Origin of the sequence: Collinsella sp. CLA-AP-H1 (genome assembly GCF_040092945.1) — a bacterium.
GTDB lineage: Bacteria > Actinomycetota > Coriobacteriia > Coriobacteriales > Coriobacteriaceae > Collinsella.
This window is the reverse complement of the sequence record NZ_JBBNKO010000015.1, coordinates 14,065-29,156: the sequence shown is the minus strand read 5'-3', so window position 1 is coordinate 29,156 and position 15,092 is coordinate 14,065. Positions and strand designations below refer to the sequence as shown.

General features: G+C 58.3%; 10 protein-coding genes. 5 read left to right on the top strand and 5 right to left on the bottom strand.

From position 1 onward, the window contains the following. Positions 1–216: 216 nt before the first annotated feature. The 3 genes from galE (at position 217) to glgP (ending at position 5,401) form a co-directional block, all read left to right on the top strand. Complete coding sequence (gene galE / locus AAAV44_RS08240) at positions 217–1,278, top strand: UDP-glucose 4-epimerase GalE (RefSeq protein ID WP_006235870.1); 1,062 nt, start codon at positions 217–219, stop codon at positions 1,276–1,278. A 209-nt stretch (positions 1,279–1,487) separates the two neighbouring features. Continuing rightward, positions 1,488–3,005: a 4-alpha-glucanotransferase gene (malQ, locus tag AAAV44_RS08235; RefSeq protein ID WP_349115302.1), complete on the top strand. Its 1,518-nt coding sequence runs from the start codon at positions 1,488–1,490 to the stop codon at positions 3,003–3,005. A gap of 128 nt (positions 3,006–3,133) precedes the next feature. Beyond that, entirely contained in the window at positions 3,134–5,401 is a 2,268-nt protein-coding gene (gene glgP / locus AAAV44_RS08230; RefSeq protein WP_349115301.1) for a glycogen/starch/alpha-glucan family phosphorylase, read from the top strand. Positions 5,402–5,858: 457 nt separating this feature from the next. On the opposite strand, the gene ugpC is transcribed toward glgP, so the two are convergent. The 5 genes from ugpC to AAAV44_RS08205 all read right to left on the bottom strand — a co-directional run bounded on the left by ugpC (position 5,859) and on the right by AAAV44_RS08205 (position 11,250). Next, positions 5,859–7,058 carry a sn-glycerol-3-phosphate ABC transporter ATP-binding protein UgpC gene (ugpC, locus tag AAAV44_RS08225; protein ID WP_035137764.1) on the bottom strand — a complete coding sequence of 400 codons (1,200 nt, stop codon included), beginning with the start codon at positions 7,056–7,058 and terminating at the stop codon, positions 5,859–5,861. Positions 7,059–7,126: 68 nt separating this feature from the next. Next, a complete protein-coding gene (locus AAAV44_RS08220) occupies positions 7,127–7,966 on the bottom strand; it encodes a carbohydrate ABC transporter permease (protein WP_022095055.1) in 840 nt (279 codons plus the stop codon). Beyond that, a complete protein-coding gene (locus AAAV44_RS08215; RefSeq protein ID WP_006235864.1) occupies positions 7,966–8,820 on the bottom strand; it encodes a sugar ABC transporter permease in 855 nt (284 codons plus the stop codon). The genes AAAV44_RS08220 and AAAV44_RS08215 overlap by 1 nt, the downstream gene beginning before the upstream one ends. A gap of 87 nt (positions 8,821–8,907) precedes the next feature. Next, a complete protein-coding gene (locus AAAV44_RS08210; protein WP_006235863.1) occupies positions 8,908–10,224 on the bottom strand; it encodes an ABC transporter substrate-binding protein in 1,317 nt (438 codons plus the stop codon). 306 nt (positions 10,225–10,530) lie between these two features. Continuing rightward, positions 10,531–11,250 carry a GntR family transcriptional regulator gene (locus AAAV44_RS08205; protein ID WP_035137765.1) on the bottom strand — a complete coding sequence of 240 codons (720 nt, stop codon included), beginning with the start codon at positions 11,248–11,250 and terminating at the stop codon, positions 10,531–10,533. Positions 11,251–11,479: 229 nt separating this feature from the next. Here AAAV44_RS08205 and AAAV44_RS08200 point away from each other — a divergent pair, with 229 nt between their 5' ends. Further along, positions 11,480–13,930 carry a PTS transporter subunit EIIC gene (locus AAAV44_RS08200; protein WP_349115300.1) on the top strand — a complete coding sequence of 817 codons (2,451 nt, stop codon included), beginning with the start codon at positions 11,480–11,482 and terminating at the stop codon, positions 13,928–13,930. A gap of 125 nt (positions 13,931–14,055) precedes the next feature. Then, positions 14,056–15,069: a polyprenyl synthetase family protein gene (locus tag AAAV44_RS08195; RefSeq protein ID WP_260699342.1), complete on the top strand. Its 1,014-nt coding sequence runs from the start codon at positions 14,056–14,058 to the stop codon at positions 15,067–15,069. Positions 15,070–15,092: the final 23 nt, after the last annotated feature.

The following is a 15,092-nucleotide window of genomic DNA, read 5'->3' as shown; positions in this document are numbered from 1 at the left end:
AGCGTACATATGGCGCGTCCCAACGATTTCCACGAACGGCAGGAAACTGCAAGGTCGGCGGCTCGTAAACAAATGCCAAAGATCAGGTTATGCGTACGCAAGCTCTGTTATGAGTACGTTAACATAATCCTCTGCTTTTCCTACAGCGCACGATTTGGGCGTCCCTGCCTGCGCTATACTCCCTCTAGAAGTGTTCCTGATTCGATAGGAGACTACATGTCCAAAGCACTCGACCCCAAAGACACCTGCGTCCTCGTTACCGGTGGCGCCGGCTTTATCGGCTCGCACACCGTCGTTCAGCTGCTCGAGGGTGGCTACCAGGTCGTCATCGTCGATGATCTCTCCAACTCCAGCGCCGTCGCCGTCGACCGCGTCAAGACCATCGTGGGCGACGAGGCCGCCAAGAACCTCACCTTCTACGAGGCCAACGTGCTCGACCGCGATGCGATGAACAAGATCTTCGATACCCATCAGATCGACCGCGTCATCCACTTTGCCGGCTTTAAGGCCGTCGGCGAGTCGGTGAGCAAGCCCGTCGAGTACTACCACAACAACATCGAGAACACCCTGGTGCTGATCGACGTCATGCGCAACCATGGCTGCAAGTCCATCATCTTCTCGAGCTCCTCGACCGTCTACGGCGACCCGGACAACCCGCCCGTCACCGAGGAGGATCCTAAGAAGCCCGCGACCAACCCCTATGGTTGGACCAAGTGGATGATCGAGCAGATCCTTATGGACGTCCACACCGCCGACCCCGAGTGGGACGTCGTGCTGCTCCGTTACTTCAACCCCATCGGCGCTCATCCGTCGGGCCTGATCGGCGAGGACCCCAAGGGCATCCCCAACAACCTGGTGCCCTATGTCGCCCAGGTCGCCGTGGGCAAGCTCGAGGCCGTTCAGGTCTTTGGCAACGACTACCCCACCCCCGACGGCACCGGCGTGCGCGACTATATCCACGTGTGCGATCTGGCATCTGGTCACGTGGCCGCCCTCAACTGGATGAACGGCAAGACCGGCGTCGAGATCTTTAACCTGGGCACCGGCACCGGCACCTCGGTACTCGAGGTCGTCGCCGCCTTCTCCAAGGCTTGTGGCAAGGAGCTGCCCTACGTGATCCGCGAGCGCCGCGCCGGCGACATCGCTGCCAACTGGTGCGATGCCTCCAAGGCCGAGCGCATGATGGGCTGGAAGGCCCAGTACGACATCGCGGACATGTGCCGCGATAGCTGGAACTGGCAGAGCCACAACCCCAACGGCTTCGCCGACGCCGAGTAGCAAAAAACCTACATACCGCTCTTGCCCCGATCTCACGTTGTGAGGTCGGGGCTTTTTCATGGCATGTAACCATTCGCCGAAAATCGACCAACTTTTTTATCTTGCCTGTACATGTTTAAACAACATGTTTTACAATAGGCGTATCGAATCAGAACATCGGAGGCGGACTGCACCCCCATCGGCAGTCCGACCCCACAACAAGAAGGTTGGTGAGCGCATTCATGGAGCGTGCAAGCGGCGTCCTCATGCCCGTCTCATCTCTGCCCGGACCATACGGAATCGGCGGCTTTGGCTGGAATGCCTACGACTTCGTCGATTTTCTCGTCTCGTGCAAACAACATTACTGGCAGATTCTGCCCCTTACGACGACCAGCTATGGCGATTCGCCCTATCAGTCGTTCTCGGCCCGCGCAGGCAACCCCAACTTTATCGACTTTGCCGAGCTTATCGAGGCAGGGTATCTGGAGCAGCGCGATATCGATGGCGTGTATCTGGGATCCGACCCCAGCAATGTCGACTACGGTGCCATCTTTGGTGGCCGCCGTCAGATTCTCGACCGCGCCGCCGAGCGCTTTGCCGCCGACAAGCCGGCCGATTTCGATGACTTTATCCAGGCCAACGAGGACTGGCTCATCCCCTACTGTGAGTTCATGACCGTCAAAGAGGAGTGCGGTCTCAAGGCGTTTTGGGAGTGGCCCGCGGAGCTCCGCACCCGCGGCGAGGCTTCCGCCAAGGTCTGCGCCGACCATCCGGCGCGTATGCTCTACCACCAGATGACCCAGTACTTCTTCGATCGCCAGTGGAGCCGCCTCAAGGCCTATGCCAACGAGCGCGACATTCTCATCATCGGCGACCTGCCCATCTATGTCTCGCGTGACTCCGTCGAGATGTGGGCGACGCCTGAGCTCTTTAAGATCGACGCCGCCGGCAATCCTGTGAGCGTCGCCGGCACGCCGCCCGACCAGTTCTCGGCCACCGGCCAGTACTGGGGCAACCCCATCTACGACTGGGACGCCATGGAGTCCGACGGCTTCTCCTGGTGGGAGGGCCGCATTCGCGCCGCCCTCGACATGTACGACGTCATCCGCCTGGATCACTTCCGCGGCTTCGAGGCTTATTGGGAGGTGCCGTTCTCCTCTCCCGATTCGTCCTACGGTTCGTGGACGCAGGGTCCCGGCCTCAAGTTCTTCAAGACGCTCGAGGAAAAGCTCGGCACGCTGCCCATCATCGCCGAGGACTTGGGCTTCCTCACCCCCGGCGTCATCGACATGCGCGACAACTCGGGCTTCCCCGGCATGAAGATCCTGCAGTTTGCCTTTGAGGGCACCAACTCGTACTACCTGCCGCATAACTACATCGCCAACACCGTCGCCTATGTGGGCACCCACGACAACGAGACGGCGCGCGGTTGGTTTGAGGGAACGGCCACCCCGCGTCAGCGCGAGCAGGCAGCCCTGTACACCCATCAGCAGGCCGGCGAACCCATGGCAGATGCACTCAACCGCACCATCGCCGCCAGCGTGAGCGACACGTGCATCTACACCATGCAGGACCTGCTCAACTTGGGCAACGAGGCGCGCATCAACACCCCTGCCACGCTGGGCGGCAACTGGACCTGGCGCATGCTCGACGGCGCCATCACCCGCGAGCTCGAGCACAAGCTCACCGACTGGACCGAGACCTACTTCCGCATCCCGTCGGAAGCCGAAATCGAGCTTCCTCAATAGGAGCTACCGCGCCCAACCCCTCCCCACCGTGCGGACGCGCTTGCTTTTCCCGCGCGAGGCCACCCCAATCCCCTCGCGCGGGCTTCTTATGAATTGCAGACATGAAACAACCCATCACAGGAGAAAACATGCCCCAAATTAACCTCATGGAACTCGCCGAGCAGTCTTTTGGCACCTCGCTCGAGCAGCTCGACGACCGTCGCATTTACAAGCTGCTGGTCAAACTCGTGCAGGAGCGCTCCGCCGCCTGCCCGCTCAACAACGACAAGAAAAAGCTCTATTACATTTCCGCCGAATTTTTGATCGGCAAGCTGCTCATCAACAACATGATCGACCTTGGCATCTACGACGAGGTTAAGGACCAGCTCACCGCCGCAGGCCACGACCTCAACAAGATCGAGGAGTTCGAGGTCGAGCCGTCGCTCGGCAACGGCGGCCTGGGCCGCCTGGCCGCGTGCTTCCTGGATTCCATCGCCACGCTGGGCTTGACCGGCGATGGCGTGGGCCTCAACTATCACTACGGTCTGTTCCGTCAGCGCTTTGTCGACAACCAGCAGAAGGCCGTCCCCGACGAGTGGCTCGGCGAGCAGGACATCCTAGTCGACGATGACCGCTCCTACACCGTCGAGTTCGGCGATTTTGCCGTTACCTCCAAGCTCGTCAACATCGATGTGCCCGGTTACGGCCAGCCCACCAAGAACCGCCTGCGCCTGTTCGACCTGGCGAGCGTCGACGACGGCCTGGTCCCCGGCAGCTCCATCGACTTCGACAAGACCGAGATCGCCAAGAACCTCACCTTGTTCCTCTACCCCGATGATTCCGACGAGCAGGGCCGCCTACTTCGCATCTATCAGGAGTACTTCATGGTGAGCAACGCCGCCCAGCTCCTGATCGACGAGGCCGTCGAGCGCGGCAGCAACCTGCACGATCTGGCCGACTACGCCGTGGTCCAAATTAACGACACGCACCCCACCATGGTCATCCCCGAGCTCATTCGCTTGCTCACCACCGAGCATGGCATCGAGTTTGACGAGGCCGTGACCATCGTACGCTCCATGGTCGCCTACACTAACCACACGATTCTTGCCGAGGCGCTCGAGAAGTGGCCGCTCGCCAGCCTGCAGAAGGTCTCCCCTGCCATCGCCGACATTATCGTCAAGCTCGATGAGATCGCGAAGGCCGAGCACGATGACCCGCGCGTCGCCATCATCGACGAATACGACACCGTCCACATGGCCCACATGGACATCCACTTTGGCTTCTCCATCAACGGCGTAGCCGCCCTCCACACCAAGATCCTGGAGGACACCGAGCTTCATCCGTTCTACGAGATCTATCCCAAGAAGTTCTCCAATAAGACCAACGGCATCACCTTCCGCCGCTGGATCCATGGGGCCAACCCCGCGCTCGCCAGCCTGCTCGACGATGTGATCGGCACCGACTGGCGCAGCACCGGCGATCTGAGCAAACTCGCCAAGTTCGCCGACGACAAGGACGTTCTTGAGCGCCTGGCCGCCATCAAGGTCGAGGCCAAGGCCATCATGCGCCAGTTCATGGCGCTCGAGCAGGGCGTGACCATTCCCTCCAACGCCATCATCGACGTCCAGGTCAAGCGCATCCACGAATACAAGCGCCAGCAGATGCTCGCGCTCTACATCATCTGGAAGTACCTCGATATCAAGAACGGCAACAGGCCTAAGCACCCCGTCACCATCATCTTTGGCGGCAAGGCGGCGCCTGCCTACACTATCGCGCAGGACATCATCCATCTGATCCTGACGCTATCGCTGTGGATTGCAAACGACCCCGACGTGGCTCCCTACCTGCAGGTTGTCATGATTGAGAACTACAACGTCACCGCCGCCGAGCGCGTGATTCCCGCCGCTGACATCTCCGAGCAGATCAGCCTGGCCTCCAAGGAGGCGAGCGGCACCTCCAACATGAAGTTCATGCTCAACGGCGCCCTAACCCTGTGCACGCTCGACGGCGCCAACGTGGAGATTGCCGAGCTCGTGGGCGACGAGAACATCTATACCTTTGGTGCCTCGTCCAAACAGGTCGAGCAGCTCTACGCCGACGGCAGCTATAACGCCAGCGCACTCTACCGCAAGCCTGGTATCAAGCTGCTGGTGGACTTTATCACCAACCCCGCCTTTATGGCGACCGGCAACGCCGAGCGCCTGCAGCGCCTGCACGACGACATTAAGGGCAAGGACTGGTTTATGGCCCTGCTCGACATTGAGGAGTACATCCAGACCAAGGAGCGCGTACTGGCCGACTACGAGGACCAGGACGCCTGGATGCGCAAGGCGCTCATCAATATCGCCAACGCCGGCACTTTCTCGTCCGACCGCACCATCTCCCAGTACAACGACGAGATCTGGCACCTGAACTAATTTCGCTTCCCTTACCCATCCTCTTGAGAAACGGGGTCGTTGCAACACGGCTCCGTTTTTTGTGCCCGCACGTTACCCTGTGACCCGACTCGACCAAACAATCTCGATCCATAACAACTACTCAACCAAAACGGTCCCAGCTGTTACAGATTGAGACATACCAGCCCCTCCCCTTGGGTTTATCTCAACCTGTAACATCTAGCAGCTGAAATTCGCCTTTGGTGTTACAGATTTAGATGAAATGGTTAGCTCAGCGGGACCGTCTCGATCTGTAACATCTAACGTCCGAAATCGGCCCTACCTGTTACAGATCGAGACAAACGACCGGTCAGACAACCCCAACACAAAGAAAGGCTCCCCTCTCGCCCAGCGGACGGGAGGGGAGCCTTATATGTGACCGCGGCAAAAGGATGGCAATACCGCAGTCGCCCAAAGGGAGGGCCTGGATGCACCGGGCCTAGATAAGGTTCTTGCCAGAGACCTTATCGAAGAGGTGGGTCGCGTTCTTCTCGAACTTGAACCAGATGGTGTCGCCAGCCTTGAGCGCGCCCTTGGCCTCGAGGTCGACGACGGGGATAATCAGGACAAACTGGCCGTCGGGAGCGGTCACGTGGACATGCTCGGTCGAGCCCATGAGCTCGGTCACCTCGACGGTACCCTGGAGCGCGCCCTCCTCGCCCTTGTCGGCAAGCAGAATCTGCTCGGGGCGCACGCCGGCCGTGATCTCCTTCACGTCGCCGCCGTCCCAGTTGAGGGCAAGCTGAGCGCAAGTCTCGGGGGCGAGCGCCACGTTCATATCCTCGGTCTTGACGGTAAAGCCGTTGCCCGAGCGCACCAGCTGGGCATCGAAGAAGTTCATCTGCGGCACGCCGATGAAGCCGGCGACGAAGATGTTCGCGGGATGGTTGAAGACCTCCTGCGGCGTGGCGATCTGCTGGACGACGCCGTCCTTCATGACCACGATACGGTCACCGAGGGTCATAGCCTCGGTCTGGTCGTGAGTAACATAAATGAACGTGCCCTTGATCTCGTGGCGCAGCTTAATGAGCTCGGCACGCATCTGGTTACGAAGCTTGGCGTCCAGGTTGGACAGCGGCTCGTCCATCAGGAAGACCTTGGGGTCACGCACGATGGCGCGGCCGATAGCGACACGCTGGCGCTGGCCGCCGGAGAGCGCCTTGGGCTTACGGTCGAGGTACTCGGTAATGCCCAGAATCTCGGCAGCAGAGCGAACCTTGCGGTCGATCTCGTCCTTGGGAACCTTCTTGAGCTCGAGCGTAAATGCCATGTTCTCGTACACCGTCATATTGGGATACAGAGCGTAGCTCTGGAACACCATGGCGATGTCGCGGTCCTTGGGCGCCACGTCGTTGACACGCTTGCCGTCGATGAGCACATCGCCCGAGGTAATGTCCTCCAGGCCGGCGACCATGCGCATCGTCGTGGACTTACCGCAGCCAGAGGGGCCAACGAGGACGACGAACTCCTGGTCGTGAACGGTGAGGTTGAAGTCCTCTACAGCGAGCACACCGTCCTCGGTAACCTTGAGGTTGTGCTTCTTCTCCTCGGTCTTCTTCTTTTTGCCAAAGAAGCCCTTCTTTTTTGACTCGTTGTTGGGATACACCTTCTGAACATGTTTGAGAACGATCTCGGCCATGTCTCTACCTTTCGATATGCGGCGCCGCGCTGAGGGGCGCCGCAGAAACTTGCAAAACAGTTACGGCATCAGCCCTTGACGGCACCTGCCACCACGCCGTCGATGATGTACTTCTGACAGAGGATGTACATGATAACGATGGGGATAACGACCATCATGATGCAGGCCATCATGGGGCCGAGCTCGACGTGGCCGTAGCCGCCGCGGAAGTACTGGATCAAGATAGGAATGGTCTTGTACTTGGTGGAGTCGAGCGTAAGGTAGGGCAGCAGATAGTCGTTCCAGACCCACATGGTCTCGAGGATGCCGACCGAAAGATAGGTGGGCTTCATGATGGGAAGGACGATCTTAAAGAACACCTGGACCGGGTTGCAGCCGTCGATCATGGCCGCCTCTTCGATCTCGAGCGGAATGTTCTTTACAAAGCCGGCGAACATAAAGACCGCCAGGCCCGCGCCAAAGCCAAGGTAGATAAAGCAGATGTTGAACGGCGTGTTGAAGCCGATGCGGTCCGCCAAATTGGACAGCGTGAACATGAGCATCTGGAACGGCACGACCATCGAGAAGACGAACAGGTAATAGAAGAAGTTCGAGATCTTGTTGTTGACACGAACCACGTACCAAGCGCACATGGAGCAGCACACCAAAATCAGCACGACCGACGTGACCGTGATGATGAGCGAGTACATAAATGCCGAGGCAAAGCCCTGCTCGTTAAGGGCGTGCATGTAGTTTGCGAGGCCGTTGAACGTCTCGGGCGTGAGCAGATCGAATGCCGTGGTGGTGCTGATTGCGGTCGCTTTCTTAAAAGAATTAAGCGCAATCATGAACACGGGGTAGATCCACGCGAGCGACAGGATCGTAAAGAAAATCGAGAGCGCGCGGTTGATAACCTTATCGCGTTTCATTACTGCTGCACCTCCTTGGACCTCGTGGCCTTAAGCTGGATCATGGAGATGGCCACGACCAGGATGCAGAAGATAACCGCCTTGGCCTGACCAATGCCCTGCCATGCGATACCGGCACGCGAATAGAACGTGTTGTAGATGTTCAGGGCGAGCATCTCGGTGGAGTGCGCGGGGGCGCCGCCGGTAAGGGCGAGGTTCTGGTCGAACAGCTTAAAGCCGTTGGTGATGGACAGGAACAGGCAGATGGTGATGGTCGGCATCAGGTTAGGGATCTTAACCTTCCAAAACGTCTGCCATGCCGTAGCGCCGTCGACCTTGGCGGCCTCGATGTAGTCGGACGGAATGGACTGCAGACCAGCGATGTAGATGATCATCATGTAGCCGACCTGCTGCCACAGGGTCAGGATGATAAGGCCCCAGAAGCCAGCAGCAGAGTTAAGAGCGATGAGCTGGGCGCCCACGTTGGAGAGCAGGCAGTTGATCAGAATCTGCCAAATGTAGCCCAGCACGATGCCGCCGATCAGGTTAGGCATAAAGAAGATCGTACGGAAGATGTTGGTGCCTTTGAGCGCCTTGCGGGTGAGCGCCTGCGCAATGGCCAGGGCGATCACGTTGATGAGCACCGTCGACAGGAAGGCAAACGCCACGGTAAAGAAGAACGACGTGGAGAACTGCGGATCGGACAGCGCGCGCACGTAGTTCTCGATACCGACAAAGTGCGCGTTACTAATGATAATAAACTGGCAGAACGAGAGATAGAAGCCCTGGATAAAAGGGATCACGAACCCGATCATAAACGCCAGGCACGTGGGCAGCATAAAGAGCGGCCACCAGCGCTTGAGTGCTTTGCCCATAAAAGGGTCCTTTCAATATGCAGGGGGCGGGCAAACCAACGTCTGCCCGCCCCCTGTCGCTAATCAGATAGCTTGGGCAGCAACTGCTTACTCGGAAGCGGCCTTCTCGGTCTTCCAGCCATCGACGAAGGCGTTCTTGACGCCGTCCCACTTGCTGTTATCGGCAGCGTAGGCAATTAGAGCCTGCTTGAGGTTCTTCTTCCACTCCTCGGAGGGAATGTAGACGAAGTCCCAAGCGACGGTCTTCTTGCCGTCCTTGGCCATGGCAACGGCCTGCTGCGAGAAGACGTTGGTGGTCTCCTTGGCGCTCTTGAACGGAGCGGTCAGACCCATCTTGTCGGCGATGATGCTGGTCGGGGTGTCAGCGGTGACGCACCAATACATGAAGTCCTCGGTGGCCTTCTGGGCATCCTCGGAAGCCTGGGAACTGACGCACCAGTAGTTCTCGCCGCCGGAGCACAGGCCCTGGTTCTCCTCGCCGTCAACACCGATGTAGATGGGCATCATGCCAATCTGATCGTCGGTCATGCCGGCCTTGACGAGGTCAGAGTAGGCCCAAGAGCCGTTCTGGTAGAAGACGGCCTTGCCGGTTGCGAACTCGTTGGTGGCGTCGTCGCCGGTCTTGGAAGCAAGCTGCGAAGGATCGCAGGTGGAGTCGGTGATGTACAGGTCGAAGATCTGCTTGTAGTTGTCGAGGAACTCACCCTTGATCTCGTCGTCCTCCTGGTTGTGCTCCTTCTCAAACTCGTAGTAGAGCGGCATGTTGGCAAGGTGGGTGGTGTAGCGCCAGCTGGAGGAGTCGTCCATGCCGGCGGAAGTGAAGGCACCCTCGACACCAAGCTCGTCCTTGCGGGCCTGGATGTCGTCGGCACAAGCCTTCAGCTTGTCGAAGGAGTTGATGTCCTCGGCCTTGTAGCCAGCCTTCTCGAGCAGCTGCTTGTTGTAGATGATGCCGAAGCTCTCCTGAACCCAGTCGATGCACACATCCTTGCCGTCGGACTGCAGAGCCAGGGAGTCGTCAATGAGCTCACCGCGGAGCTTGGTATCGGACAGGTCGGCGCAGTAATCCTTCCAGTTCTTAAGACCGGTGGGGCCGTTGACCTGGAACAGGGTCGGAGCGGAGCTCTTGGACATCTCGGACTTGAGCTTCTCCTCGTAGGTGTTGGAGGCAGCGGTCACGATCTTGACCTCGACGCCCTTCTCCTTCTTATAGGCCTTGGCGATCTCCTTCCACTCCTTGTCGACCTCGGGCTTGAATTGGAGGAAGTAGACCTCGGCAGCGTCACCAGAAGCAGAGGAGCCGGAGCCGGCAGAACCACCGCAACCCACGAGGCCCAGACCAAGAACTGCAGCCGCGGAACCAGCAAAGCCCAGGAACTGCCTTCTGCTCATTTCGTTCTTCATTACAATCCACCCTTTCACACCGTGGCGGCACCCTTTGCCGCCGCCTTCGGAGATTGGCTCGGGGACTTTGCCCCTTTTGCTAATTTGAACGATACGCTATTTGGCTAGTTGTTTGAACAAGTATTACTAGAGCGGTAGAAAAACTTCGGTGAACGGTAATTTCAACTTGATACTTGACAAGTTTTGTATAAACAATTATTTGTTATCTAATGCAGAGAAAACGCCCGGTCAAGCCGATGTACCGTCGGTTTGACCGGGCGTTTTCTCTTTGAGGCCATGAGTCTCGTCAGGCTGCGAGCTAGCCGGCTATCGCTTGGAATTGACACGGTAATGGAAGATCTCGGGGTGTGTGCGAGTGTGCGTCACCTCAAACAAGATGCCGTCCGAGGTGTACGACTGACTCTCCATGACGGCAACGCAGTTGTATTTGCCGAGGTCAAGATAGCTGCAGTCCTCATCGTTGGCGAGCTCGACACTCACCGTACGACGGCTCGCCATCACTTTGACACCGCGCTTGTGCTCCAGATAGCCGTAAATAGAATCTGCCGCGATCTCGGGAGTCAGGCCCTTGGCGATCGACGCCAAAAAATAGCCATGGTCCACTTGGCGCGCGTTGCCGTTGAGGCTTCGGACACGCACTACGCGAATCAACTCCTCGCCCACCTTAAAGCCCAGGTGACGAGAGAGTTGCTCGGTGCAAACCAGATGTTCGAAAGACTTAACGTCCGTAGATGCAACGGCATTGTTGCGCTTTGCAAACTCGCCAAACGACTCAACCTCTTCGAGTGCGCCCAACATGTCGGTTTCGCCCTTAAGCCAAATAACGCGCACGCCCTTGCCGTGTATGGGCTGCACAAACATCCCGTCGGCCAGCATACCCAAGGCGCGACGGACGGTATTGCGAGTGCATCCGAACTCCGCGGTCAGCTCGGCTTCGGTTGGCAGCATCTCCTGAAACGCATAGGTCCCATTAATGATGCGCGAGCGTATTTCTCGGTAGATTCCTTCGTATATCGCTTTTGGCATTGTTTCACCTCTACATTATTCATTTCCGGCTAGGCACGATAGCATTTCTTAAAGTTGTTTAAACCGAATATCGGTAAAGCGACAGGATTTAACCGTTGACGGTTTCTGTCATGCCCAAATCGGTTTCGCTCAAAACTGCCGGTACGACAATCGTCTGGTCCTCTACAATGAATCCATTGTTTAAACGTTTCCCCACGCGCAACGCGCCTCGATATTCGGAAGGCAGAACATGCTGCAAAAAATCCAACGCTTTGGCGGGGCAATGTTCGCGCCCGCCATGCTGTTTTCTATATCAGGCCTCATGGTCGGCGTCTCCGCTCTCGCAACGACTGCGGACATCGTCGGCGATCTCGCCGTATACGGAACCCCTTGGTACGTTTTTTGGACCATCATCCAGCGCGGCTCGTGGACGGTCTTTAAACGCCTCCCGCTCCTTTTTGCCGTAGCGCTGCCCATCGGTCTTGCCCAAAAACAACCGGCTCGTTGCTGTCTCGAGGCTCTCGTCGCCTATTTTGCCTACTGCTTCTTTTTGAGCGAGATCATTAAGCTGAGCGGAGACAACCTTGGACTTGAGTACCCGTCATCTTTGACCTCCGCCAGCGGTATCACCGTCATCGACGGCATCAAGACGCTCGACACCGGCATTATCGGCCCGCTGGCGGTATCGGCAACCGTCGTTGCCATCCATGACCGCTTCTACGATGCCAAGGTTCCCGATTGGCTCGGCACCTTCTCGGGCTCCTCGCTGGTCTACCTCATCAGCTTTTTTGCCGTGTTTGCCCTTGCCGCTATCTCGGCCGCCATCGTGCCCTACGTATACGATGTAACCGATACGCTGCGTCACGCGCTTGCAGGCGTCGGTCCCTTTGGCGTGGGCATCTTTGTCTTTTTAGAACGAGCACTCGAGCCCTTTGGCCTGCACCACCTGCTCTACATGCCGATCTACTACGACAACCTGGTCATTAACGACGGCATCTACGCCACGTGGAGCAGTTTGCTCCCCATCCTCTCCCATAGCACGCGCCCCCTTAATGAGCTTGCACCGTGGGCCGGTTTTACCGCCACCGGCTGGGTCAAGCTCTTTGGCCTTCCTGCCATCGCAGCTGCGTTCTACTCCACCGCAAAACCCGAGCGCCGCGCCGGCCTCAGGGTCATCCTTGTTCCCGCCATCATCGCCTCGGTGGTTTGCGGCGTTACCGAGCCACTCGAGTTTCTCTTTATGTTCACCCACCCCGGGCTCTTTTTGCTCTACGCCGTCTTATCGTCTTGCCTTGCCACAACCATGAATCTCTTTGGCATCGTCGGCATCTTCTCGGGCGGCCTGATGGAGATGGCAGCCTTCAACTTTATTCCGCTCATGCGCACGCATGCCGGTGCCTATCTTTTGGCGCTCGGTATCGGCCTTGCCTTTAGCCTCATCTTTTTTGTTAGTTTTCGAGCACTCATCTTGGTCTATGACCTTAAGACACCGGGCCGCGAGGATCATGTTGCCAATCGCGCGGCAATCGATTGTTTAACGGGAAGCGACTTTGCCAAAGAGCAATCCCCCAATGACGAGGTCGATAGTCGATCCGATCAAGATCACGTCCTCGCTGAGCGGGTAATTCAGCTTTTAGGTGGCGTTGGCAATATCGTGGGCGCAACCAACTGCGCCACGCGCCTGCGCGTCGAGGTCGCAGACCCTTCCATCGTTGCAGATAACGCGTCGTTTGTCGCGGTGGGCGCCAAGGGCCTCATCATTACGGGCAAGACCGCCCAGGTGGTCATCGGCATCTCCGTTCCCCGCGTTAAAGAGCATTTTGACCAGATCATGGGCCTCGAGCCGGAATTTGTGCCCACCACCTCGGCCTCCCCTGCCGCCAGCGCAGCCCATAAGCGCGGCGATATCTGCTTCTTCGATATCGACGGAACGCTCGCCTGGCAAGACCCCAGGCTCGCCCAAGACCTTCCCGAAGACGAGCGGGACCTCTCCCCCTATCCCAACGAGGCGGTTTCGCAGGCAATCCGCGAGTTTGTCGCCAACGGCAACATGGCCTTTATCTGCACGGGACGTACCCTCAGCTGCATCCACCCCAAACTTCTTGAGCTGCCTTGGACCGGCATCGTCTGTCTTGCGGGCGGTTACGCCGAGATCAACGGACACGCAATTCGCGATCTGTCGATGACGCCCAGTATGCTGCAGCGTCTTGCCCCCTACCTTGAGCAATCGGGCGAGGTCATCCGCTTTGAGGGCCTCAACGGCGTCGTGCGCATGAGTGCCGATGCGCCCGATGCCCCCGGATACGCGCGCACCCTGGGCGACGCAGTCACGCAGCTGCAACATTACAGTGTCTACAAGATCTTGATGTCTACATCGCTCGCCAACCACATCGCTCAAGATAAGACACTTGAGCCGCTGCTGTGCTTTAACGAGCTCGAACTCGAGGTAACCGAAATCTCGCCCCGCGAATGCACGAAGCGCGGGGGCATCCAGTCTGTACTCGACGCCCTCGACCCCCACCACGGAACCGTATACGGCATTGGCGACGCCAGCAATGACGTCTCGCTGATGAACGCCGTCGATGTCGGTATCGCCATGGGCAATGCGCCGGACTATCTCAAGGATAAGGCCGATTACGTGACCGACACCGTCGATCACGACGGTGTCGTTGCGGCGCTCGAGCATTTTAGGCTGATTTAGGCACACTCCATCAAACGCACGCCCGTTGTCCTAAATCGCCAAAACTGCCGCGCCAAACGCCCTAATGTGGCAATATGTTGTCTGCATATTGCATCAATGCAACCTCAGAAAGAATGCGAGAACCCGTGTCCAGTCCGTTTACCAGCTTTTTAGCCCAGCACTTTGACCAGATTAACGACTATCTGGCCACGTTCTTTGACGGACAGGCGACCTCTGCCGATATCGAGCGCTACCTGTATGCGCCGCTCTCGGCTTTTACGGCCAACGCCGGCAAGCGCCACCGCCCGCTTATCTGCATGCTCGCCGCAACCGCAGTGGGCGGTAGCTTTGAGAGCGCCCGCAGCGCCGCGGCAGCCATCGAGCATTTCCAGTCGGGCGCGCTGATCCACGACGACATCGCCGACAACGGACAGCTTCGTCGAGGCAAGCCCTGCATGCACCTTACCGAGGGCACGGGCCTTGCCATCAATTGTGGCGACCTGGCGCTCACCATGGTCACCAAGACGGTTCTCGACGACCCTACGCTGGAGTCCGACGTGAAGCTGCGCGTGCTCCACGAGCTTACCGAGATGATCGTCCGCACCATCGAGGGTCAAGCACTCGACCTGGGTTGGGTCCGCGACGGGCGCTTTGATATCTCGGTTGATGACTACCTGGACATGGCGACGCACAAGACCGCGTTTTACAGCGGAGCCACGCCGCTTGCCGCCGGAGCCATTATCGGCGGCGGCAGCGATGAGCAAATCGAAGCGCTGCGCGCCTTTGGCCTGCACACGGGCCTTGCCTTTCAGATTCAGGACGACCTGCTCAACCTTGTCGGCACTAAGGAAGCCGCCAACAAGGACTTCCGCACCGACATCACCGAGGGCAAGCGCACGCTTGTCGCCGTACACGCCCTCTCTGATGAGCGCCACCACGACGAGGTCGAGGCGATTCTTTCCTCGGGCACCGATGATCCCGCGCAGCTCGCACGCGCCGTGGAGATCTTCCAGGAGACCGGCTCCATCGATTACGCCCACACTTACGCGCTCGACCTGACCGCTAAGGCCAAAGCGGCCATCGAGAACGTTGAGCTTGATCCGCACGCACGCGAGCTGTTCCTCTCCATGGCAGATTTCTTTGTGGAGCGCCTTAACTAACGGGGGTTATAAAACCTGTCAGC

Bases quoted from the DNA above. Each gene is read 5' to 3' on its own strand.
- glgP (WP_349115301.1), top strand. From the start codon at position 3,134: ATGCCCCAAATTAACCTCATGGAACTCGCCGAGCAGTCTTTTGGCACC.
- AAAV44_RS08200 (WP_349115300.1), top strand. From the start codon at position 11,480: ATGCTGCAAAAAATCCAACGCTTTGGCGGGGCAATGTTCGCGCCCGCC.
- AAAV44_RS08220 (WP_022095055.1), bottom strand. From the start codon at position 7,966: ATGAAACGCGATAAGGTTATCAACCGCGCGCTCTCGATTTTCTTTACG.
- AAAV44_RS08210 (WP_006235863.1), bottom strand. From the start codon at position 10,224: ATGAAGAACGAAATGAGCAGAAGGCAGTTCCTGGGCTTTGCTGGTTCC.
- galE (WP_006235870.1), top strand. From the start codon at position 217: ATGTCCAAAGCACTCGACCCCAAAGACACCTGCGTCCTCGTTACCGGT.
- AAAV44_RS08215 (WP_006235864.1), bottom strand. From the start codon at position 8,820: ATGGGCAAAGCACTCAAGCGCTGGTGGCCGCTCTTTATGCTGCCCACG.
- AAAV44_RS08205 (WP_035137765.1), bottom strand. From the start codon at position 11,250: ATGCCAAAAGCGATATACGAAGGAATCTACCGAGAAATACGCTCGCGC.
- ugpC (WP_035137764.1), bottom strand. From the start codon at position 7,058: ATGGCCGAGATCGTTCTCAAACATGTTCAGAAGGTGTATCCCAACAAC.